Source organism: Natronorubrum sulfidifaciens JCM 14089 (genome assembly GCF_000337735.1).
Taxonomy (GTDB): domain Archaea; phylum Halobacteriota; class Halobacteria; order Halobacteriales; family Natrialbaceae; genus Natronorubrum; species Natronorubrum sulfidifaciens.
Genome location: NZ_AOHX01000039.1, coordinates 127,987 through 149,866 on the forward strand (window position 1 = coordinate 127,987; position 21,880 = coordinate 149,866).

Annotated in this window: 24 protein-coding genes; 10 read left to right on the forward strand and 14 right to left on the reverse strand. The window is 64.0% G+C overall.

Features of this window, described 5'->3' with window-relative positions:
- Positions 1-158: 158 nt before the first annotated feature.
- The gene (locus tag C495_RS10525) at positions 159-392 is read right to left on the reverse strand and encodes a DUF7123 family protein (RefSeq protein WP_049890274.1); all 234 of its coding nucleotides are present in this window, start codon (positions 390-392) and stop codon (positions 159-161) included.
- A gap of 232 nt (positions 393-624) precedes the next feature.
- Positions 625-1,170, reverse strand: a complete 546-nt coding sequence (gene yjjX / locus C495_RS10530) for an inosine/xanthosine triphosphatase (RefSeq protein ID WP_008162715.1) — start codon at positions 1,168-1,170, stop codon at positions 625-627.
- A gap of 219 nt (positions 1,171-1,389) precedes the next feature.
- On the opposite strand from yjjX, the gene C495_RS10535 reads away from it, so the two are divergent.
- The 5 genes from C495_RS10535 (at position 1,390) to C495_RS10555 (ending at position 5,494) form a co-directional block, all read left to right on the forward strand.
- The gene (locus C495_RS10535; protein ID WP_008162718.1) at positions 1,390-2,460 is read left to right on the forward strand and encodes a transcription initiation factor IIB; all 1,071 of its coding nucleotides are present in this window, start codon (positions 1,390-1,392) and stop codon (positions 2,458-2,460) included.
- Between the two features lie 140 nt (positions 2,461-2,600).
- The gene (locus tag C495_RS10540) at positions 2,601-2,828 is read left to right on the forward strand and encodes a UPF0058 family protein (protein ID WP_008162720.1); all 228 of its coding nucleotides are present in this window, start codon (positions 2,601-2,603) and stop codon (positions 2,826-2,828) included.
- Between the two features lie 109 nt (positions 2,829-2,937).
- Entirely contained in the window at positions 2,938-3,618 is a 681-nt protein-coding gene (locus tag C495_RS10545; RefSeq protein WP_008162722.1) for a type I 3-dehydroquinate dehydratase, read from the forward strand.
- 130 nt (positions 3,619-3,748) lie between these two features.
- On the forward strand, positions 3,749-4,912 hold the full coding sequence (locus C495_RS10550) for a CAP domain-containing protein (protein ID WP_241430601.1): 1,164 nt from the start codon (positions 3,749-3,751) through the stop codon (positions 4,910-4,912).
- Between the two features lie 138 nt (positions 4,913-5,050).
- The gene (locus C495_RS10555; RefSeq protein ID WP_008162726.1) at positions 5,051-5,494 is read left to right on the forward strand and encodes a zinc ribbon domain-containing protein; all 444 of its coding nucleotides are present in this window, start codon (positions 5,051-5,053) and stop codon (positions 5,492-5,494) included.
- Positions 5,495-5,630: 136 nt separating this feature from the next.
- On the opposite strand, the gene C495_RS10560 is transcribed toward C495_RS10555, so the two are convergent.
- The gene (locus tag C495_RS10560) at positions 5,631-6,830 is read right to left on the reverse strand and encodes a 3-dehydroquinate synthase II (RefSeq protein WP_008162728.1); all 1,200 of its coding nucleotides are present in this window, start codon (positions 6,828-6,830) and stop codon (positions 5,631-5,633) included.
- A 158-nt stretch (positions 6,831-6,988) separates the two neighbouring features.
- On the opposite strand from C495_RS10560, the gene C495_RS10565 reads away from it, so the two are divergent.
- Positions 6,989-7,666: an HAD family hydrolase gene (locus C495_RS10565; protein WP_008162730.1), complete on the forward strand. Its 678-nt coding sequence runs from the start codon at positions 6,989-6,991 to the stop codon at positions 7,664-7,666.
- An 18-nt stretch (positions 7,667-7,684) separates the two neighbouring features.
- Here C495_RS10565 and C495_RS10570 read toward each other — a convergent pair whose 3' ends face one another.
- On the reverse strand, positions 7,685-8,218 hold the full coding sequence (locus C495_RS10570; RefSeq protein WP_008162731.1) for a hypothetical protein: 534 nt from the start codon (positions 8,216-8,218) through the stop codon (positions 7,685-7,687).
- Between the two features lie 86 nt (positions 8,219-8,304).
- A complete protein-coding gene (locus tag C495_RS10575; RefSeq protein WP_008162733.1) occupies positions 8,305-8,883 on the reverse strand; it encodes a SprT family zinc-dependent metalloprotease in 579 nt (192 codons plus the stop codon).
- Positions 8,884-8,975: 92 nt separating this feature from the next.
- Here C495_RS10575 and C495_RS10580 point away from each other — a divergent pair, with 92 nt between their 5' ends.
- Positions 8,976-9,944, forward strand: coding sequence for a phosphorylase family protein (locus C495_RS10580; protein ID WP_008162735.1), 969 nt, complete (start codon positions 8,976-8,978; stop codon positions 9,942-9,944).
- Between the two features lie 12 nt (positions 9,945-9,956).
- On the opposite strand, the gene C495_RS10585 is transcribed toward C495_RS10580, so the two are convergent.
- Genes C495_RS10585 through trpC form a run of 4 tightly spaced genes read right to left on the reverse strand, consistent with a single transcriptional unit; the run spans position 9,957 to position 13,889 of the window.
- The gene (locus C495_RS10585; RefSeq protein ID WP_008162737.1) at positions 9,957-10,754 is read right to left on the reverse strand and encodes a 2-amino-3,7-dideoxy-D-threo-hept-6-ulosonate synthase; all 798 of its coding nucleotides are present in this window, start codon (positions 10,752-10,754) and stop codon (positions 9,957-9,959) included.
- Positions 10,755-10,778: 24 nt separating this feature from the next.
- Positions 10,779-11,780 carry a tryptophan synthase subunit alpha gene (trpA, locus tag C495_RS10590; protein WP_008162739.1) on the reverse strand — a complete coding sequence of 334 codons (1,002 nt, stop codon included), beginning with the start codon at positions 11,778-11,780 and terminating at the stop codon, positions 10,779-10,781.
- Between the two features lie 20 nt (positions 11,781-11,800).
- Positions 11,801-13,066 carry a tryptophan synthase subunit beta gene (trpB, locus tag C495_RS10595; protein WP_008162741.1) on the reverse strand — a complete coding sequence of 422 codons (1,266 nt, stop codon included), beginning with the start codon at positions 13,064-13,066 and terminating at the stop codon, positions 11,801-11,803.
- 37 nt (positions 13,067-13,103) lie between these two features.
- On the reverse strand, positions 13,104-13,889 hold the full coding sequence (trpC, locus tag C495_RS10600) for an indole-3-glycerol phosphate synthase (protein WP_008162743.1): 786 nt from the start codon (positions 13,887-13,889) through the stop codon (positions 13,104-13,106).
- Between the two features lie 118 nt (positions 13,890-14,007).
- On the opposite strand from trpC, the gene C495_RS10605 reads away from it, so the two are divergent.
- Positions 14,008-14,478, forward strand: coding sequence for an MGMT family protein (locus C495_RS10605; RefSeq protein WP_008162744.1), 471 nt, complete (start codon positions 14,008-14,010; stop codon positions 14,476-14,478).
- 38 nt (positions 14,479-14,516) lie between these two features.
- Here C495_RS10605 and C495_RS10610 read toward each other — a convergent pair whose 3' ends face one another.
- From C495_RS10610 to lonB, 3 genes are read right to left on the reverse strand one after another with little or no spacing between them, the layout of a single operon-like run.
- A complete protein-coding gene (locus C495_RS10610; RefSeq protein ID WP_008162746.1) occupies positions 14,517-14,870 on the reverse strand; it encodes a hypothetical protein in 354 nt (117 codons plus the stop codon).
- A 25-nt stretch (positions 14,871-14,895) separates the two neighbouring features.
- Positions 14,896-15,852, reverse strand: a complete 957-nt coding sequence (locus tag C495_RS10615) for a CPBP family intramembrane glutamic endopeptidase (RefSeq protein ID WP_008162748.1) — start codon at positions 15,850-15,852, stop codon at positions 14,896-14,898.
- A gap of 6 nt (positions 15,853-15,858) precedes the next feature.
- Positions 15,859-18,057 (reverse strand): ATP-dependent protease LonB, encoded by a 2,199-nt coding sequence (gene lonB, locus C495_RS10620; RefSeq protein WP_008162750.1) that lies wholly within the window; start codon positions 18,055-18,057, stop codon positions 15,859-15,861.
- 267 nt (positions 18,058-18,324) lie between these two features.
- Here lonB and C495_RS10625 point away from each other — a divergent pair, with 267 nt between their 5' ends.
- On the forward strand, positions 18,325-18,843 hold the full coding sequence (locus C495_RS10625) for a nicotinamide-nucleotide adenylyltransferase (RefSeq protein WP_008162752.1): 519 nt from the start codon (positions 18,325-18,327) through the stop codon (positions 18,841-18,843).
- 57 nt (positions 18,844-18,900) lie between these two features.
- Complete coding sequence (locus tag C495_RS10630; protein WP_008162754.1) at positions 18,901-19,755, forward strand: SAM hydrolase/SAM-dependent halogenase family protein; 855 nt, start codon at positions 18,901-18,903, stop codon at positions 19,753-19,755.
- 5 nt (positions 19,756-19,760) lie between these two features.
- On the opposite strand, the gene C495_RS10635 is transcribed toward C495_RS10630, so the two are convergent.
- Together C495_RS10635 and thsA are read right to left on the reverse strand one after the other, a co-directional pair.
- Entirely contained in the window at positions 19,761-20,126 is a 366-nt protein-coding gene (locus tag C495_RS10635) for a HalOD1 output domain-containing protein (protein WP_008162755.1), read from the reverse strand.
- A 97-nt stretch (positions 20,127-20,223) separates the two neighbouring features.
- Positions 20,224-21,768 (reverse strand): thermosome subunit alpha, encoded by a 1,545-nt coding sequence (gene thsA / locus C495_RS10640; protein WP_008162756.1) that lies wholly within the window; start codon positions 21,766-21,768, stop codon positions 20,224-20,226.
- Positions 21,769-21,880: the final 112 nt, after the last annotated feature.

Genomic DNA, 21,880 nt, shown 5'->3' on the forward strand with positions numbered 1-21,880 from the left:
TGCTGACGTCCACCTCGCTGTGTTGGTACGGTAGTGTACGACCGAGTGGTGTGTGATACTACCGGACAACAGTCAGTCTGAGAGTGCAGTTGTGACGACGAGACCGAGACGGTGAGCGGCGTGCGTCGGCCGAAAAACGAGTCGAACTCGAGGGCGCGTTAAATGTTGACCTTCCACGTCGTGCTTGAGGAGTAGCCCCACTTCTCGATTTCGACGTCGAAATTGCCGTTCTGGAGCGCCGTAATGTTCGAGCCGACCTCTTTCGCCGTCATTCCCAGTTCCTGTCCGATGAGGCGAGATTTGAAGTAGGTCTTCGTGCCAGCGTTATCTCGGAGATACTGGAGGATCTGACGTTGTTTGCTCGTGAGGTCGGTGGCCATTGCAGTGCTCATACATCACTGTATGACGGGACCACGCTTAGGGGGTTTGGTACGTGCAGTTAACCCGCCGCCTGCCTGCGGTTTTCGGGGTGAGTAACGAGCCAATAACCGGGTAGAAAGGTTTCGTTGGTACGGCCGGTTAATGTATTTCGATCCCAGAGTATCATTGAAATGTGACTATCCGGCCGGATCGCCAGCAGCTCACACCGATCACAACACGCCAGTCGTCTCGGCGCTGATGCCGTCAGTAGCACCGACTCTCGTCGGTCGTCCGGGTCACGTCACCGGCAGCGACGAACGGGCCGAACGCACAGGCTACGGCCTCTCCGAGTGCCTGTGTCCGACTCGTCAGGCCGGCCGTGAGCACGCCGGCAGCGCCGTCGGCCTCGGCGATACCGTCTGTACCGAGTCGGTCGTCCATCACCGGCCCCAGTTCGGCCCCCGCCTCGAGTCGGGCGGCGACCTCGTCGGGAAGCGACAGCGTCGGACCGCCACCGCGTTCGAGGCGCTCGCCGTCGGTTACAGCGGCCCACATGATCAGCGACAGTCCGGGAACGCCCTCGAGTCGGGCAACACCGCCCTCGAGGCCGACACCGTAGTCGGCGTCGGTCGCCTCGAGTGCCCGTCGAGCACGAGTTTCGGCTCCGGTCACGGTTTCCTCGATCGACCACGGCTGTTCGGGCACACCGGAGTCGACCGCGACGGCGGTCACCGCCGGCTCGAATCGCTCGAGTGTCCGTTCGACTGCATCGACTTTGACCGGGTTCGTGCTTCCAACCGCGAGATCCATACGCGCGGTTCGGACGGGCCGGGTTTGTGAACTCCGATCCGGCGACGTTTCTCCGCTTTAATGTTTTGATCGTTAATGCTAGTTCCCGCGAATTACCCGTTCTCGAGAGCTGTCGGGTTACGATTTCGAAACCCTTAACCATCGAGTGTCAGAACGAGGTATGTAACGAATCCGTCCGGGCTTTTGCAGCCAGTTCGGCCGGTGAGCACTTGCCATCGTATGCCCAACACGACATCAAACACCAGAGTACGACGTACCGGACCCGAAACAAACGAAGAGACGACAGAAAGCGAACAGAACGATCTCGCCTGCCCCGAGTGTGCGGGCAACCTCGTTGTCGACGACGAACACGGCGAAACCGTCTGTGAGGACTGTGGCCTCGTCGTCGAAGAGGACTCGGTCGACCGCGGCCCCGAGTGGCGCGCGTTCGACGCCGCCGAGAAAAACGAGAAGTCCCGCGTGGGCGCACCCACGACGAACACGATGCACGACANCCGCGGCCCCGAGTGGCGCGCGTTCGACGCCGCCGAGAAAAACGAGAAGTCCCGCGTGGGCGCACCCACGACGAACACGATGCACGACAAGGGGCTCTCGACGAACATCGACTGGCGGAACAAAGACGCCTACGGCAACTCGCTTGGTTCGCGCCAGCGCGAGAAGATGCAGCGCCTTCGCAAGTGGAACGAGCGCTTCCGCACGCGTGACTCCAAAGAGCGCAACCTGAAACAGGCCCTCGGTGAGATCGACCGGATGGCCTCCGCGCTCGGTCTCCCGACGAACGTCCGCGAGACTGCATCCGTCATCTACCGACGCGCACTGGACGAGGACCTGCTCCCCGGCCGCTCGATCGAAGGTGTCTCCACGGCCTGTGTCTACGCTGCTGCCCGCCAAGCTGGCGTCCCCCGCAGTCTCGACGAGATCGCCGACGTCTCCCGTGTCGAGAAAAACGAGATCGCTCGCACCTACCGCTACGTCGTTCGAGAACTCGGCCTCGAGGTCCAGCCGGCCGACCCCGAAAGCTACGTGCCACGGTTTGCCTCCGGACTCGACCTCTCCGATGAAGCCGAACACCGCGCCCGCGGCCTGCTCCAGAACGCCAAGGAAAAGGGCGTCCACAGCGGCAAATCGCCGGTCGGCCTCGCCGCCGCCGCCGTCTACGCCGCCGCACTGCTGACCAACGAAAAGACCACGCAGGCTGCCGTCAGCGACGTCGCCGACATCTCCGAAGTGACGATTCGAAACCGGTACCACGAACTCCTCGAGGCCGAGGAGACGCTGGGACTGGCCTGACCGGCAGGTATCGACCCGCCCGTCGATCGCTTCGAAAGCCCGATCGTGAGAGGTATCGATTCGAACGCGTCAGCGTAGCGGTTTTACTAGGCGAGCGTGCAAAGGCCTCTAAGTGATTGATGGCCGTGGCAAGGGGTAGCATGCGATCACAGGAGTACGTGCAGCTTCACGCGCTGCTTCGAGAAATACGCTCGAGCGTCGAGACGGACCGAGATGCGACAGCGGCGTTCGCCGCCTACGACGCCCAGCCCGTCCGGCCGACACACGTCCACCGTTCGAAAGCGGCCCACAGACGGGCGATTTTTCTGCTCCTCGCTGGAATCCGCGACACGCTCGAGGCACGCACCACCACGGAAGTCGCGGTCTGAGCCTGTCCTGTCGGCGAGAGGTGACTCGGCGTGACGGCGACCGACGCATGAGCCCACCGCCAGTGCCTCGAGCAGACGCCTTTTTGTCGATCCGAACGACTCTTTGCACATGGACTTCGAATCGTTCGTTCTCGCTGCATCGACCGCTGATCTCGCCGACGAACCCGCTGCCCGCGAGCACGCAGACGCGATTGAATACCGGATGGATCTCGCCGCCGAGCCACTGGCTGCCCTCGAGGCGTATGATGGGGACGGCGAGTTGCCGATTCTCGCCACGAACCGGGCCGCGTGGGAGGGCGGCGAGTGGGACGGTGACGACGAACGCCGCCTCGAGGCGCTCGCCGAGGCGACCGCTATCGACGCCGTCGAAGCGATCGATATCGAACTCGAGGCGATTTTGGCTGGTGACGCCGACGACCTCCTCGAGACGGCCCGCAAGCGCGGCGTGGCCGTGGTCGCCTCGGCCCACGACTTCGAGGGCACGCCAACGCGTGGCGAAATGGTTTCGACGCTGACGGAAGCACACAAGTACGCGGACATCGCCAAGATCGCCGTGACCGCCGAGTCCCACAAGGACACCCTCGCCGTGCTCGCAGCGACCGAACAGCTAACCGCCCACGGCGACCCCGTTGCGACGATGGCGATGGGGGAACTGGGCAGTCATACGCGTGCCGTCGCGCCGGTTTACGGATCGCGAATCGGTTACGCGCCCGTTGATCCCGCCGACGCGACCGCGCCGGGACAGTACGATCTCGAGACCCTCTCGAGGCTGGTCGCGGACCTCAGTTGAGCGCCACGGCGCGCGTAAAACGGCTGCACATGTGAACGCATTCGTTGGTGCGGATCAGTCACGCAGCCGTGACTATACCGATGCAAAGACTTTCACGATCGGTAGTAACGATAGCGTTGTCGCCCTCGTGGTGGGTACGGCAGGGGTTGGGGCTGCGGCTCCCGGCCCGAACGCGACGTCGATGGATGTCGACGCCGACGATCGATCAGTCGACGTGTCGAACTGGCTGACACCGAACTGGAACGACCCGGATTCGGTCGACGACTCACTGTCGGGTGACGAGCGGCTGTCGTTCGTCGAACGACTGCTCACGAACGTGTTCTCCGGCCTGTTCGACACGCCGGAGCAGACGGACCGTTCCGCAGTTCCTGGCGACGATTCGTGGACTGACTCGAGCGACGACCCCCTCGAGCGCGACGACGGTGACGCGGACGGCGACGAGACGACGACCGACGAATCGGATGTCGTCGACGACACAGACGCGGACGCTCCTGCGGAATCGAACGACGAGGACGCTGGTAATGAGTCGTCTGCCCCAGTCACCGATGAGAGCGAAACGGACGACATCGAGGACGCCGACGAGACGGACGACGCTGATGAGTCCGACGACGCGGCCGAGACCGACGGCGTCGACTCGAGTGGGGATGATGCCGACTCGGACGAAAGCGAGATCGACGACGACGAGTCCGCTGCCGACGACACCACGGACTCGAGCGCGTCCGACGACGGCGACGAAGCCAACGAAGACACCGTGTCGGATGGCGATGACGGCGACGACAGCGAGACGACCGACGAAGACGCCGACACCGCGGCCGACGGCACGCTCGATCGCGCGCTCGTCGAACAGTACGTCCACGACGGCATCAACGAGGAACGAACCGCTCGCGGCCTCGAGGCGCTCGAGTTCGACGAGGACTTACAGGAAATCGCACGCGGACACAGCGAGGACATGGCCGAGCGCGGCTACTTCAGCCACGAAAGCCCGGAGGGCGACTCGTTCGCGGACCGGTATGCTGCCAACGGCTACGAGTGCCGAGCGTACACGGATGGTGGCGCGTACTACACGGGTGGCGAGAACATCGCCTACACGTACGTCGACCAGCCGGTTCGAACGGACTCCGGCGACGTCGTCGAGCACACGACCGAACGCGAACTGGCCGACGGCCTCGTCGACCAATGGCTGAACTCGGATGGCCATCGCGCGAATCTCCTCGCCGACCACTGGAACAACGAAGGAATCGGCATCGCCGTGACCGACGACAACCGAGTGTACGCGACTCAGAACTTCTGCTAGCGACTAACAGTCGACTTGTCGGCTCTCTCGAGTCGACTTGAGGTCGCGTCAGATATGATCGCGGCTCGACTGATCGACAGACGAGACGAAAAGAGAAATCGGAATGTTAAGGGCGCGGGTCCCCTAGCACAACGTACGATGACATGGCTCCGTGCGATCGCTGCCGCTGGCCTCTCGGTTCTGATGCCCGGTGCGGGCCACGCCCTGATCCGTGATTGGCTCCGTGCGCTAGTCTTTGCTGGGCTGTACTTCTCGGCGATCTGGTTCTTTTTCCCGACGGAGATGATCGCGGCCGCTGGTTCGATGTCCGAGGCGATGGACATCCTCTCCGCAGAGACTGATACGATCGACCAGTTCGTGCTCTCGTTTCTCGTTCTGTTTGCAGCGATCGACGCCACGTTCCGGGCGGCCGGCTTCCCGCCGACCAGCAACAACGACGGCGATGGCCCATCTTGTCCCCAGTGTGGCAAGGAACTCGACGACGACCTCGAGTTCTGTCACTGGTGTACGACCCGGTTAGAGCCACTCGAGCCGGACGACGACGACGGCACGCAGACTCGAGACGAGACGCCACAGCCCTGAACTGACCACGGTGTCGCCATTCGTGGGGGTGACAACGGCGGTCTCGAGTCGATAGAAATTCGATGCTGAGTCCCGACGGTCGCCAGTTCGAATACGGAGTCGAAAATACGGCCGTCCCTGCTGCCGTACAGCCGGTTTACTTCTCGATGATGCTCTCTTCGACGGCCTCGCCGAAGTGGCGGGCGGTGTCCTCATAAAACAGTTTGAGTTCGTCACCTGCCTCGAGGTCCGTCACGGCTTTCCGACCGTCGCGCGTGGCGACTTTGATCGTCTCTGCGTTCTGCAACAGTGTCTCGACGCGGTCGCCGTCGTCGGTCTCTAAGGCGACTCGGAACATTGGCCGTTTCTCGATTTTGACACGGCCGACGATCGCTTCGCGGGTGTTGCCCGCGAGGTCGACGACCTGCACCTCGTCGCCACTCTGGAGCTCCGAGAGGTATTTCGTGCCACCGTCGGGCGTGCGGACGTAGGCGTGGACGGCACCGGCGTTGACCCGGAACGGGCGGGAGGCGACGTACGGCGAGTCGGCCGTCTCGGCGTGGACGAACACGAGGCCGCGAGCCATCGAGCCGACGAGCATTCCTTCGTCGTGTTCGAGCAGGTTGCCCGTATCGACACAGACCCGGTCTGCGCTGCCGATCTGTTCGACGTCGAGCACGTCGGCGTACTCGAGATCCAGCGATTCGCGTTCGGCCTCGTCGCGGACCTCGACGGTCTTGCGGATCTCGTCGGGGTCGTCCGAGTCGAGCAAGACCGAATCGGAGCCGATCTCGAGCGTTTCGAAGGCTGTCTTGGCCTCTTCGGCGCTGGTGACGCCCGCGACGAGGTCGGTCTCCTCACCGATGCGAGCGATCAGGTTCTCGAGGGGAATAATCGTCCAGTCGTCGCCGATGACGATGGTGTAGTCGGCTTCCTCGGCGGCGGTTTCGGCGAAGTGTTCGTACTCCTTGGCGAGGATGCGGACGTACGCGCCGCGCTCTAGGTCGCCGTCACGACGGAGCGTCGAGAGGTCCGCCGACCCGGAGAGGTCCTCGGGGAGGTCGATCGTCGCGTCGCCCTCGCCGTCTTTGCCGACGATGACGGCGTCGGGCCGTTCGGTCGGTTCGGCCTCTTCGACGTCGTCATCATCCGCGTCGATATCGTCGACCAGCGTTACGTCCCCGTCGGTGCGAAACGCCGCGACGTTGATGTCGCCGAGTTCGCGCACGCGGGCAACGTCTGCTTCGTCGACCAGTACCCAGTCTGCACCCGCCTCGAGCGCGGCGGTGATCCGCGCGCGGCGGTCGTCCCAGTCACCGACGGCGTCGTCGGCTTTTACCCAGACAGATCGCGTCATAAATCGACCGACGAAGGGCACTGGCTTGAACGTGGCGAATGCCACAGACCTCACCGCGATGTGGGCGGTGCCGACGCCGGACGGCTTGGATGAGCTGGAGCCCGAAACCGCCGAACGCAGCGAAACGTTGAGAACGCTTGCGCCCCTCTCTCGGGATAATGACTGCGTACGAGGCGATCTGTTTCGATCTCGACCGAACGCTCTGTGAGCCCACACAGGACGCCACGACGCTGCTCGAGTCGGCGTTCGATCGGGCCGGCGTCGACCCGTTCTGTACGCCCACAGAGCTGCGGGCGGTCGTGCCGTCGCTGCCGACGGCTCAGACGGATCAGGAGTTCTATCGGAACCTGTTCGCCGAAGCCGCCAGCCGTGCTGACGTCGATCCTGCCGTGTCCGAACCGCTCACAGCGCAGTATCTCGAGGTGCAAGACCCGACTGCCGTCCGATTCCGTCCCGGCGCGAAACGCGCCCTCGAGCACGCCCGCGAGCACGGACCGGTCGGTCTCATCACGAACGGTGGCCGGCCGACACAGACGAAGAAACTCGAGGCGCTCGATATCGCGGACGCCTTCGACGTCCGCATCTTCACCGACCCGAGCGCCGGCATCGAACCGAAACCGAGTACAGTGCCGTTCGAGCGGGCGCTTTCGGACCTCGACGTCGCCGCCGACGCGGCGGTCCACGTCGGCGATTCGTTGCACGCGGACATCGCGGGCGCCAACGCCGTCGGGCTCGATTCGGCGTGGGTCGACACCGGACACGACACCCTCGACGGCACACCCCACCGGCCGACGTACGAACTCACGTCGCTCGAGGCGTTCGAGACGATCATGTGACGGGGCGACGGATGCGAGCTACTGCTCCGGAAGGAGGTCCGTGTGGACGACAGCCCGATACTGGCCGTTCGACGCTTCCTCGAGTCGCTTGAGCAACGCTGTTCCCTCGCCGAACGCCTCGGGAAGGGCAAAGGGGTCGTCGTCCGCATCGTCGCGTTGGGCACAGCGTCTGACGAACGCGGCCAGTGCCGGATACGTTCCCGGCCGGGCGTAGACGACGCCGATATCCTCGGTCACCTGCTCGGTCCAGCGCTCGAGTAGTCGCTCGGTCTCGCGTCGCGGTTTTTGCTGCGTTTCGGCCAGTTTCGTGGCATCGACCTCGCTTTCGCCAAGGACCTCGTCGAAGGCGGCCTGCAGTTCGTCGGCGTTGTCCTCGATCGACGGCGCGTCTGCGTCGGCCTCGAGCAACGCGACGAACGCCTCGAGTTCCGTCCGTCGAACGGCGACCGGATAGACGAAGTCGTGGGTATCCTTCGGGAGTGTATACGACCGCCCCTCGACCCCCTGTTTGCCGGTGCTCGATTGCCCGAGCATCAAATCGAGTAGTCCCATGCCTGAAGCAGGTGCCGGGAGTCGAATAAGTATTCCGTGGCAGTCGCAGTTCAGACGCGCCACTCGAGTCGAAACGGCCGTGTGTCCTACCACGAATCGCCGAGTGCCGCCTTCGCGCCACCGTAGCCGCTCGCGGTCGTCCACGTCCGACCGCTCTCACCGTGTTCGACCTCGTAGCTGCCACCACAGACACCACAACGGTACTGATCGGGTGCTTTCACCGGCTTCGAGGCCCGATGGCGGGGTGCTCGCCAGTCACAGTCGTCCTCGAGACATCGCAGGACGTACCGTGGCACAGCGAACCGCTGACAGTGACGCGGCGCGTCGAGTGTCGCCGCCAGGTCGCGAAATCGCGGGCCATGACCTGACTCGCCAAAGCGCTGAAACTCCCAGGCGTGGACGAGTTCGTGCCTGACGACGCCCGCAAACGTCGGCCACTCGTAGGCTTCGTAGGCCTGTCGTGTGAGGACGATCGTCGCCACCTCGCGGTCTCCGTCCCACCGACACGCGCCCGCACGTCGACGAGCACGCGTCGTCACGGTCCACTCGAGGGCGTCGCGGTCGATCTCGAGACTGTGGTCGTCGATCACCTCACGAGCGTGAATGCGGGCTCGAGCGACGAGTTCGTCGTCGATCGTGAGGCCAGTGTCATCGCCGTCGGTCACGGGCGGGGAAACGACGTGGGCGCTCGAAACCCTTCCGGTGGAGACCGTCAGAAACGGGAGATACTTCGTTCAGCCGTCCCCTGATCCTCGGTATGAACCCAACCGACTCCCTCCCGGAGCCCCGCGATCCCGATCCGAGCGCGCCCGTCCACCCCGCCGGAGTGGTTCTACCTGCCGTCGCAGAATCCCCACTGGACGAACGAGCGCCGTGGCTCGAGCGATACGAAATCGTCGACGCGCTCGCGATCCCGGGAACCGAGACGCCGCTGTATCTGACTGCCTCGGAACTCGCCATCACGACCACTGGCATCGGCAAAAGCGACGCGGCGACGACGGTCACTGCGTTGCTCGCGAGTCCGGGCGTCGATCTCGACTCGGCGTACGTCGTCTCGAGCGGTATCGCGGGCTCCTCGCCGGAAACGACGGCGCTCGGCTCCGTCGCGATCGCGGACGCGGTCGTCGACTGGGATCGAAAACACCGCTGGGATCGACAGGGCACAAGCGACACCGAAACCGTACCCGGGACCGGCTCCGAGAGCACGCCGATCGACCTGCTGGCGTATCGACCCCGCGACTACGTCCATCACCTCGAGCCGGCCGTCGTCGACTGTGCGCTCACTGCTGCGGAGACTGTCGCCCTCCGGACGGACGACGCCGCACGCGACTACCAGACCCAGTACCCGGCGGCGACGGAGGCCGGACCGTCGATCGAGCGCGGGACGACCGTCTGCGGCGACGAGTTCTGGCACGGCCCCAAGTACGCGCGGGAAGTCGAGTGGCTCTGTGGGGCCTACGGCGTCGCCCCCTACGTGACGACGCAGATGGAAGACGCCGCGACGGCGACTGCTCTCGAGCGATTCGATCGGGGTGAGCGCTATCTCAGCGTGCGCGCCGTCGCCAACTACGACCGACCGGCCCCCGGCCAGTCCGTCGAGGAGAGTTTCGACGGCAACTCGGCGAGTCTCGAACTGGCGATCGACAACGCCGCCCGCGTCGGCTCGGCGGTCATCGAGGCGCTCGTCGCGAGCGATCCGCTCGCGATCGGCGACAGCGAGAAGTAGAGGGTCGTCTAATTAGGCCTCGAGCGCGAGGCCGGCTTCCGTAAGCGCTTCCTCGGTCGAGAGATCGTCGTGAACGACGCCGGCTACGGCGCGGGCGATCGCTTCGGGATCGTCGTGCTGGAAGATCGATCGCCCCATCGAGACGCCTGCGCCGCCGGCGTCCATCACACCGCGGACCATTTCGATCGTCTCGCGGTCGGTTCCTTTCGAGCCGCCGGCAATGACGACCGGGAGCCGGGTCGACTCGACGACGTGCTGGAAGCTCTCGGCGTCGCCGCTGTAGCCCGTTTTGACGATGTCCGCGCCGAGTTCCTCGGCGAGTCGGACTGCATGCCCGAGCGCTTCGGGATCTTCGGAGTCGACACCCGGACCGCGCGCGTAGGCCATCGCGAGCACTGGCATCCCGAACTGTTTCGCGGTCGCCGTGACTTCCGAGAGCTGGGCGATCTGGTCTGGCTCGTGGTCCGAACCGACGTTGATGTGGAAGGAAACGGCGTCAGCGCCGACGCGGACGGCCTCCTCGACGGTGCCAGTCATGCGCTTGTCGTTTTCGTCGGGGCCGATCGTCGTCGAGCCGTTGAGGTGGACGATGTAGCCTTTCCCGTTTTTGTTGTCGTGGACGCGAGGCGCGATGCCTTTCTGCGTGAGGACTGCGTCGGCTCCACCGCTGGTGACGCCATCAATCGTCGATTCGATGTCTTTCAGCCCCTGGCAGGCACCGATCGTGATGCCGTGGTCCATCGGGACGATTACGTACGTGTCGTTTGTGCCGATTCGATCGAGTCGTGCGTCGATTCCTGTCGTAGTCATTGCGGGAGTGTAGCAAGCTTGCCGTTATGGCTGTTCTGGTTCCGGGGCATCGATCTCGATATCGTTACCCTCATTGCCACCGCGGATCGCACCGCGTTTGAGTTCCTCGGCTTTGGCCTCGAGCGCCGGCGCGGGGTCGTCGCTTTCGGCGACGATGTCGATGAGCGCGCTGCCGACGATGACGCCATCCGCGCCGGCTTCGATGATCTCGGCCGCGTGGTCGCCCTCGCTGACGCCGAAGCCGACCGCCTTCGGAACGCCGTCGGAATTCGGTTCCGAAACGTCGTACTCCTCGAGCCGGGTCAGGCTGTCGTGGGTCGCGTTCGAGACGTCCGCGCGCGCGCCCGTCGTCCCGAGCCGGGCCTGCACGTAGACGAAGCCCGACGCCTGCGACATGATCCCCTCGAGTCGGTCGCCCTCGGTCGTCGGCGCGACGATGAAGACGAGGTCGAGGTCGTGGTCGTCACAGGCCTCGCGAAGCGGCTCTGACTCCTCTGCGGGCAGGTCGGGAACGATGATCCCCGAGAGGCCGGCCTCGGCCGCACGCTCGACGAACGGCCGCACGTCGGGTTTGCTCTGCGGCGGCGCCGCATCGCTATCCGAGGCGCGTGGCGCCTCGCTGTCCCCGTACTGGAGGATCATGTTATAATACGTCATCACCAGCAGCGGGGCCTCGGTCTCGAGGTCGTCGACGAGTTCGAAGAAGCCGGCTGGCGTCGTCCCGGCGTCGAGCGCGCGGTTGATCGCCGCCTGAATCGTCGGCCCCTCCGCGATCGGTTCGGAGAAGGGCAGGCCGAGCTCGATCAGGTCCGCGCCACCGCGGTCGAGGGCTTCGACGTACGCTTTGGTGTCCTCGAGCGATGGATCGCCCGCGGTGAGATAGGTGATGAGCGCGGGGTGGTGCTCGCGGATGGCCGCTTCAATGTCGCTGCCGAACTGCTCGCCGCCGTCGGCTCGCAGTTCGCCGCTCGCGCTCGCGGGTTGCTCTGTCCCGTCGCTCCCCGCTCTCCGAGGATCGTCTTCCATCGGTCGTCGATCCTCGCCACTCACTGGCCAAACACCTCCACGTCCGGAGCCGCCTCGAGATCACGTTTCTCGGTCTCCTCGAGCACCGTTTCCAAGTCCTTGTCGCCGCGCCCGGAGACGTTGACGACGACGAGGTCGCCGAGTTCCTCGTGTGCCTCCTCGAGATACCCGAGTGCGTGACTCGACTCGAGGGCAGGGATGATCCCCTCGAGATTCGAGAGGCGGTGGAAGCCGTTGAGCGCGGCCTCGTCGTCGACGCTTGCGGGCGTCACGCGCCCGATGTCGACGAGATGGGAGAGTTCGGGGCCGACGCCGGCGTAATCGAGGCCGGCGCTGACGCTGTGAGATTCCATGATCTGACCGTCCGCACTCTGGAGGAGTTTGGTCATCGCACCGTGGAGTACGCCGTCAGTCCCCGTCGAGAGCGTCGCGGAGTTGGGGGCCAGCGCGTTTTCCTCGTCGATCTCGAGACTCGAGCCGCCGGCCTCGACGGCGTAGAGGTCGACCGCGTCGTCGGGGACGAACGCGTGGAACGTCCCCATCGTGTTCGAGCCGCCGCCAGCACAGGCGACGACGCTGTCGGGGAGTCGTCCCGCCCGCTCTCGAATCTGCTCGCGGGCTTCCTGGCCGATAACGGCCTGAAAGTCCCGCACCAGTTTCGGGAACGGATGTGGGCCGACGACGGAGCCAATCACGTAGTGAGTGGTCTCGACGGTCGTCGCCCAGTCGCGCATCGTCTCGTTGATCGCCTCTTTCAGCGTGCCGCTGCCGGCCGTGACGGGATTGACCTCCGCGCCGTTCATCCGCATCCGGTAGACGTTCGGTCGCTGGCGGTTGATGTCCGTCCGGCCCATGTAGATCTCACAGGGCATGTCGAGATGGGCCGCCGCCATCGCGGTCGCGGTGCCGTGTTGGCCCGCGCCGGTTTCGGCGATGATCCGCTCTTTGCCCATGTACTTCGCGAGCAGGACCTGTCCGAGCGCGTTGTTCAGCTTGTGTGCGCCACCGTGGACCAGATCCTCGCGCTTGAGGTAGATCTCTCGGTCGTAGCGCTCGCTCAGCCGCTCCGCACGCTGCAGCGGCGTCGGTCGGCCGCCGAAGTCGGCCATCCGCTCGCGGAACTCGTCCATGAAGCCGTCCTCGTTGTTGAGGACGTAGCGTTCGTAGGCGTCCTCGAGTTCCTGAACCGCTGGCATCAGTGCTTCGGGGACGTACTGGCCGCCGTAGTCGCCGAACGTCGCCTCGCTGTCACGCTCGCGGTAGTTGTCGTGGTCGCTCGTGCTCATCGATCGTCTCCGTGCTGGTGTGGCTGGTTGCTCATGTCTACGTGTCTGTGGCACCCGCATCGACTAGCTGTTGCGTGTTCTCGGTTACGTCGCTGTCGCCGCCGGCGTGGTCCATGATGGCGCTGCCGACTAACAGGGCGTCGGCTCCCGCCTCGCGCATTCGCTGGACGTCGGCTGGCGACGAAATCCCGCTTTCGGCGATCACCGTCACGTCGTCCGGCACGTGGGGCGCAACTGACTCGAAGGTTTCGAGGTCCACCTCGAGTCGACCGAGATCCCGGTTGTTCACCCCGATGATGTCGGCACCGGCCTCGAGGGCCGTCTCGAGTTCCGCGCGGTCGTGGACCTCCACGAGGGGCTGGAAGCCCCGCTCGCGCGTGGCGGTGATGAGGGCCTCGAGATCGTCGACGAAACGGACGATCAACAAGAGCAGATCGGCTTCGACGACGTCGAGTTGGTCCTCTCGGACGACGAAGTCCTTGCGGAGTACGGGGACGTCGACGGCCTCGCGGACGCGTGTCAGCGCCGCCGGCGAGCCACCGAAGTGGCTCGGCTCGGTGAGCACCGAAATCGCCGTCGCACCACCGTCGACCATCGCCTGTGCCAGTTCGACGGGGTCGTCATCACGGGTTCCGTCGGCGGTCGGACTCGTCGGTTTGACTTCAGCGATCACCGGGACACGGCCGTCGGCTTCTGCCCCAGCAATCGCGTCGGGCAGCGACTGCGCGTCTACAGCGAGTTGCGCATCTACGTCACCAGCCCGTTCCCGAGCAGCCTCGAGAATCGATGCGACTGCGGGAGCGAGCTCCGTCTCGGAGGTCATTATTGTACATCAACGTACTCATATGTACAAAAGCCTTGCGCCATACCCCGCCGACGTCGACGGCCGACCGCTGGCTGTGACCGGCGATTATTCAAGTCCCTACCCCCAAGGCACTCACATGGAGGACGTCACGGACGCCGGAATCTACGCGCGGGAATCATCGTATCTCGACCGATACGTCCAGTTCGGTGCCGCCAGTGGGCGCGTCCTGAGCGTATCGTTTCCCACGACACCCGAGGACAACGCCGAATCTGACCATCCCGTTCTCGACCGCATCTTCGAGTATCTCGACGGCCTCGAGGAGATCGAGTTCGACGAGGTACAGGTGGCGCTGACCGTGCCGACCGACCAGCGAGCCGTCTTAGAACAGGTTCGAGAGATTCCCTACGGCGAGCAAGTCGACGTCAGGGCGCTTGCCCGGATGACGCCCGAACTGGACCCGGATGACGAGGACGATATCATCCTCGTCCGAACGGCCTTAGACGAGAACCCGGCACCGATTCTTATTCCGGACCATCGCGTTCGCGACGGCCCGAGCGCTGCGCCCCCAGCCATCGAACAGAAACTGCGCTCGCTCGAGGGACTGTAGCGACACAGTCGCCGTGCTCGTCGTTCGTTTTCCGACGTTCATTCGGCGTACCAGACGGCATAGATGTACAGTCCGATGCCGGCGAAAACGGTGATCGACGACGCCTGTCCGATCGCTGGTGTGGCGGTCAGCAGGAACGCAAACTGGAGGAGTCCACCCACGACGAGACAGGCGGCTGCACCCACGATCGCAGAGCGGCCGCGTCCGCGACCAGCCTGTACATACAGCACCGCGCCGACGCCGACCGCGATCACGCCGAAGATGATCTCGGCTGCGATCACTGCCAGTGGATCGCCTGTGAACTGTCCGTAGACGAGCACCGCGAAGTAGAACACGATACCGAGGAAAATCAGTCGATGGGCCGACTCCGAGACGTCATCAAGGCCGTTCATACCCGTACTGAACGCCCCCCATGGCTTAGCTTTCGAGGGTTCGTGCCCACTCCACCTCGAGCCCCTCGTGGACGATGAACTCGAGGGCGTTGATCAGGTAGTGGGCGACGACGACCACGAGGAAGCTCCCGGTAAGGATGAAGATCCCTGCGAGGACGAAGCCGAGCGCGCCCGTGACGACGATGCCGACCGATCCCTGCATCCCGTGTCCGAGAGCGAACGCAACCGACGAGACCACGGCGAGCAACCACGGCGAAATACCGAAGCCGGCCGAGAGCACACCGATCAGCGCCGCCCGAAAGAGCAGTTCCTCGAAGACCGCGATGATGGGGAGCACAACCACTAACAGGGCTATCCAGCCCCGTGTCGACTCCGGTGCCAGCAGCTCTCGAAGCTGTTCGTCGTGTTCGAAGCCGAATCGAGTCGCCGCTGCGGCGGCGAGTTCGTTTGCGACGTAGAGAACGAGTCCGAAGACCGTCCCCAACACCAGTCCCTGCTCGAGATAGGCGGCTGAGAATTCGATTCCCAGCGCGTCGGCGGGAATCGCCGTGTAGATCACTGCGCCGAGCAAGACCAGCGCGAACAGTCCCTGTGAGAGCGCGACGTTTGCCAGGAGTTCGCCGGTCGACAGCGACCGAGGGTCGGTTTCAGCCGGCTGGCGATGTGCACCGGCGTGCTCAGACGTCATCTCTGCGGTCGGCCTCGAGGGAGCGTCCGAGAGGTCGATATCGGCGTCAGTCTCGGCCCTGAGAGCAGGCCCATGATCGTCACTCGAGTCGGCGGTGTCAGTCACACTGTCTGAGGTAGCCGCCGGTTCGTGTGGTGGTTCCGATGGCAGTTCCGACGACGACTCGGGCGCTGACCCGTTGCTGTCGTCATCGACAGCGGTTTCAGAAAACGAAGACTGTGTCAGGTGCGATAACCCAAGCAACAACACGAGGACGACGCCCGTAATTCCAGCGAACGTCGCCCACGCAGTCATCGATCGTTACTGTGGGCTCGGGTTCGACCCGCTTGCGGAGCCGACGGTACTCTGTCCCTGCTCGAACGCCGTGCCAGTGATCGACTTGAGCCGGTCGAGCAGCGAGTCCTTTTCGGGTTGGCCGATGAGGGCGACCTCGAGGACTTCGCTGATGTTCGAACACGGGATGATCTCGATCATCTCCTCGTACTCGTCTTCGATCATCACGTCCTGCTCGTTGGCTTTCGGGATGATGACCGTCTCACAGCCGGCCTTGGCGGCGGCCTCGATCTTGTGGGTGACCCCACCGACCGGGAGCACGTCACCACGCACCGACAGCGAGCCAGTCATGGCGATCGACTGATCGACCGGGATGTCCTCGAGCGCGGAGATAACGGCCGTTGCGACCGTAATCGAGGCGGAGTCGCCGTCGACACCACCTTCGCCGGCCTGGACGAACTGGATGTGGATGTCCTTCTCCGAGAGGTTCACGTCGGAGAACTTCTTGATGATCGCCGAGACGTTCTGGACCGACTCCTCGGCCATCTCCTTGAGTTGGCCGGTCGCGATGACCTGTCCGGGCCCCTGTGCAGGGGCGATTTCGGCCATCACGGGCAGCATGATCCCGGAGTCTTCACCCATGACAGCGAGGCCGTTAACGCGGCCCTCGACGCCGTCTTGGGTGACCTGCAGCTCGTAGTCCTTGCGCCGTTCGATGTAGTCGTCGGCGAGCTGTTGCTCGATCGAGCGCGAGCGGCGTTTGGCCTGCAGGACGTCTTCGCGGGTCGTGCTGTCGCGGTCTTCGGCGCGGGCGATGTCACCCGCGACACGGACCAGTCCACCGAGGCTGCGGAAGTGCAGCGTCAGGTGGTTCTTCCGGCCCGAGCGACGTTTCGCCTCGAGGATGAGCTCCTCGACGGCGTCGTCGGTGAAGTGTGGCAGGCGGCCGTCGCGTTCGACCTCCTGGGCGACGAAGCGGGCGTACTTGCGTCGCATTTCGGGGGTGTCCTCGATGGTGTCCTCCATGTACACCTCATATCCGTACCCTTTGACACGGTTGCGGAGTGCGGGGTGCATGTTCTCCATCGCGTCCAGGTTCCCCGCAGCGATCATGATGAAGTCACAGGGGACGGGTTCGGTCTGGACCATCGCACCCGAGGAGCGCTCGGACTGGCCCGTGATGGCGAACTCGCCTTCCTGGATCGCCGTCATCAGCTTCTGCTGGGTGCGGACGTCGAGCGTGTTGATCTCGTCGACGAACAGCACGCCCTTGTTGGATTTGTGGATCGAGCCGGGCTCGACGCGGTCGTGGCTCGGCGTCTCCATCCCACCGGACTGGAACGGGTCGTGACGGACGTCGCCCAGCAGCGCGCCGGCGTGGGCACCGGTCGCGTCCTCGAACGGCGCGGTGCGCTGGTTGCCGTTGTTGACGATCATGTTCGGCACCATCGCGTCGGTGCCACGGGATGTGTAGCGGAAGATCAGCCAGACGATCCCTGCCGCGAGGATGCCAAGCAGAATGCTGGCGGGGCTGAGAATCGCATAGCCGATAATGATCGCAATGATGACCCACATCAGGATCGAGCGCATCTGGTTGCGCTTGCGGGCTTCCTCCTTGTGGGCGTCGATGATCTGTTCGCCCTTGCCTGCGGGGACGGTTCGGACCTTCGGCGCGTTACCGTCGTCCGGGTTGTGATACACCAGGACATCTTGGAGGTCCTCTTTCGGAAGCAGCTGGCTCATCGCTTTCGCCAGCATCGACTTTCCGGTCCCCGGCGAGCCAATCATCATCACGTGCCGTCGCTGCTTGGCCGCTTTGATGATGATATCCCGTGCTTCGTCCTGACCGATGACCTGATCGACGAGTCGATCCGGGACTTCGATATCCTCCGTGGAGTCGATCTTGAGACCACCGAGGAGGTCGTCCTCGGCGATCTCGTCGTCTATCTCGACACCGGGATCGACTTCGACCGTACTCCCGAGGTCGTCGACAGTCTCGATATCGTCGTCCGCCTCGGTCGACTCGGGTTCGGGCTCGAACTCGTCGATCGGATCGTCGAACTCGTCACCGTTGCCGACGTCGTCACCTTGGTCACCGCCCTCCTCGAGCGGCGACCGGTCTCCCTGACGCGCTGGCTCCTGGTCCTGAGGCTGTGCCTGCTCCTCCTCAGGCGCAGCACCAGTAGCGTCTTCGGGAGGGTCGTCAACGTTCGTATCGTTACTCATAGAACTCTGTTCAGTATCTGGTTCGAAGGGATTGGCACTGATATACTTTCTCCATGCGGTGGATCGTGACAGTGGCTGAAACCGGCCCTCACAGCGCCCGACGGTGCCGATTGAGAATATCCGTCGTCGTTTTCATCCGATACGGTTATCGGAAAAATATGTGTCGATCGAAGCCGTGCGCGGTCGGCCACTCGAGGCGCCGACAAACCGGCGCGTTCGAATCACAAACTCGCCACGCTTATACACACTGCACGAACAGTTCACGGCATGAGCCGGGGGTTTTACATTGGCCGCTTTCAGCCGTTCCACAACGGCCATCTCAGTATGGTCGAACAGATCGCCGAAGACGTCGATGAACTCGTTCTCGGGATTGGAAGCGCAGACGACTCACACACCGTCCGGAACCCGTTTACGGCCGGCGAGCGGATCATGATGATCACGAAAGCGCTCGTCGACTCCGATCTTGTGACGTACGCGGTCCCCATCGAGGACTTAGAGCGAAACTCCGTCTGGGTAAGCCACGTCCAGAGTATGAGCCCCGATTTCGAGGTCGCCTACTCGAACAACCCGCTCGTCATCCAACTCTTTCGAGAGGCCAACATCGAGATCCGCCAGTCGCCGATGTTCAACCGCGAGGTGTTAGAGGGCACCGAAGTCCGCGAACGGATGATCAACGACGGCGACTGGGAGGCGCTGGTGCCCGAAGCTGTCGTCGAAGTCGTCGACGAGATCAACGGCATCGAACGCATTCAGATGATCAGCGGGTCCGATTCCGACGTGAACTAGTTCGGCGCCATCCGCGAGTCACACAGCGTTTTCAGCGGTCAGGTCGTATCCTCGCGCATGATTACGCTTGCGTCGGATTTCGGCACGCCGTATCCTGCGGCGATGAAAGGCGTCCTCTGTCAGCGAACGACGGCCAGATTGGTCGACATCGCCCACGACTTTCCCCGACAGGACGTTCGCGCAGCGGCGTTTTGGCTCCGAGAGGTGTTGCCGTACTTTCCGCCGGCGACCCATCTCGTCGTGATCGACCCCGGTGTCGGGACCGACCGTCACGCACTGGTGATTCGGGCAGGCGAGCACGTCCTCGTCGGTCCCGACAACGGCGTTCTGTGTCCCGTTGCACGACGACTCGCCGGCGACGGCGCGCTCGAGACGCATGTGATCGACGAGACACGCCTCGAGTCGGTGGCCCCAACGGGACAGGTGTCCGGCGCGAACGCGAGAGCGATCTCAGGGCCCGACGGCGACGCCGGGCCAGCGAGCAACACCTTCCACGGCCGAGATGTCTTCGCCCCCGCTGCGGCGGGCGTCCACGAGACCGACCGTGACGCGCTCGCCGACCTCGAGTGGCTCTCCCCGCTCGAGGACTGCGTCGAGCTCGAACTGCCCAAAGCGGTGCTCGAAGACGAGCGTGCACGCGGCGAGGTGCTGGTCGTCGACGGCTTCGGGAACGTCATCACGAACGTCCCCGGTCGGTTTCTCGCGGGGCGCGATCAGCTCGTCGTCGCCGACCATCGTATCCCCGTCGGCGAGACGTTCGCCGCCGTCGAACCCGGGGAGCGACTCGCAACGGTCGGGAGCCACGGCTACGTCGAACTCGACGTCAATCGGGGGCGTGGCGATGTGGCGTTCGGCCTCGAGGCGGGTGATCGGGTGGTTCTCGAGGAACGCGAGACAGCGCGCGAGGTGTGAGCCGGCTACACCGGAACTCGCTCGCCGCTGTGGTCCGGTTCGATCACGATCTCGCCGTCGGCGTACACCGACACGGTACAGTCGGCGAACGAAAACGTAATCGACCCGTCGCTGGCCCGTGAGCCGGCTTCGTACCAGTCGACCACCATCGTGTTCAGCGCGTCGGGATCGACACGCGCTGACAGCGACTCGAGATCGTCTGGTTCGACGTCGAGTATCGAGGAGACGGCCATGACGACCGCCGTGCTCACCGGCTCGTAATCCATGACAGCACACCGTGTGTGGTACGTCCCGTGACCCGTATCGTACGTGACTGGCCACTCAGCAGTGCCATCGACCGGTACTGACCGATCTCGAGCTGTTTTGGACATGATACAGTAGTCTATAACATTCGTTAACACTTAACAGTGTTGGGCCGGAGAATGTCTTCGAAATTCGTTACGAAAAACCGAGTGCTCGCGGTCGGCGTTATTCGGCGGCGATGATGTCGTCGATGCGGACGATCATCGTCGCGGCTTCAGTCGCGCTCTCGATGGCTTCTCGTTTGACGTCGGCAGGGTCGACGACGCCGTGTTCGAAGGGATCATCGATCGTGACGTCCTCGCCAGTGGTGATCAGTCCGGCACGACCCTCGGACTCGTGGGCGGCACGAAGGTCCACGAGTGCGTCGATCGGGTCCTGACCAGTGTTGGCGGCGAGCGTTCGGGGCACGATGTCGATCGCATCGGCGAAAGCCGTCACAGCGAGCTGCTTGCGGCCCTCGATGCCGGCTGCTTCCTCGCGGATCTTGTCCGCAATCGCGATCTCGGTTGCGCCAGCGCCGGGGACGACTTCGCCCGAGGCGAGTGCCGTTGCGACGACGTCGAGTGCGTCACCGATGGCGCGCTCGAGTTCGTCGACGACGTGTTCGGTGCCACCGCGAACGAAGACGGTGACGGTCTCGGCGGCTGCGCCGCCTTCGACGAACGCGAGGTCGTCGTCGCCGTAGTTCTCGGCTCGGATGCGGTCAGCCGCACCGAAGTCAGCTTCCTCGAGGTCCTCGAGGGCACCGACGCGGCGAGCACCCGTCGCGGAGACGATGTCTCGAGCGTCGCTGTTGCCGATGTTCTCGAAGACGAGGATGCCTTCGCCGGCGAGATACGAGGAGACGCGGTCGTCGACGTCTTCGGTCGTGAAGACGACATCAGCACCGCTTTCGGCGACTGCTTCGGCGTAGCCCCGAACCTCACTCTCTTCGGCGTCGATGGCCGTGTTGAGCTGGTCGATCGAGTCGATGGCGTACTCGGCGTCGATGTCGCCCGTGCGGACACCGAGTTCGACGTCGAGGACGGCGATCGAGGCGTCTTCGACCTCACGAGGCATGCTGCTGTGGGCCGGCTCCTCGTCGATGACGATTCCGGGGACGAGTTCCGTCGCGTTCGAGGACGCGCCGATCTGTGTGTGGACGGCAACGTTGTCGCGGGCGACACCGTCGTCGGTTTCGACGTGGCGGATCGCCTCGACGACCGTCTCAGCCAGCGACTCGGCGGTGAGGCCACCGGTTCCCTTGCCAGTCATGCTCGATTCGCCGACTTGTTTCAGGATATCGTCGTCGACGTCGGCCTCGTTAACCTGTTCGGCGATCGCCTCGAGGGCGATCTCGGAGGCTTCGTGATAGCCCTCGACGATCGTCGTTGCATGGACGTCCTGCTCGATGAGGTCTTCGGCCTCGCCGAGGAGGTTGCCGGCAATGACGGCTGCCGTCGTCGTGCCGTCCCCGACCTCTTCTTCCTGCGATTCGGAGACTTCGACGATCATCTGGGCTGCGGGGTGTTCGATATCCATCTCGTTGAGAATGGTCGCCCCGTCGTTGGTGATGACGACCTCGCCACCGGAGTCGACAAGCATCTTGTCCATCCCGCGTGGCCCGAGTGTCGTCCGTACCGCTTCGGCAACGGCCTTGCCGGCCATAATGTTCGACGACTGGGCGTCGCGACCCTGCGTTCGCTGACTATCCTCGCTCATAATGAACATAGGCTGTCCGCCCATGCGTCGCTGTTGTGCCATAGTTGAATCCTCACTAACTATGTCGTCAGCACTTCTATATAAACCTTTTGCTAGCACCCGTCCCCCGTCTGGCGATTGC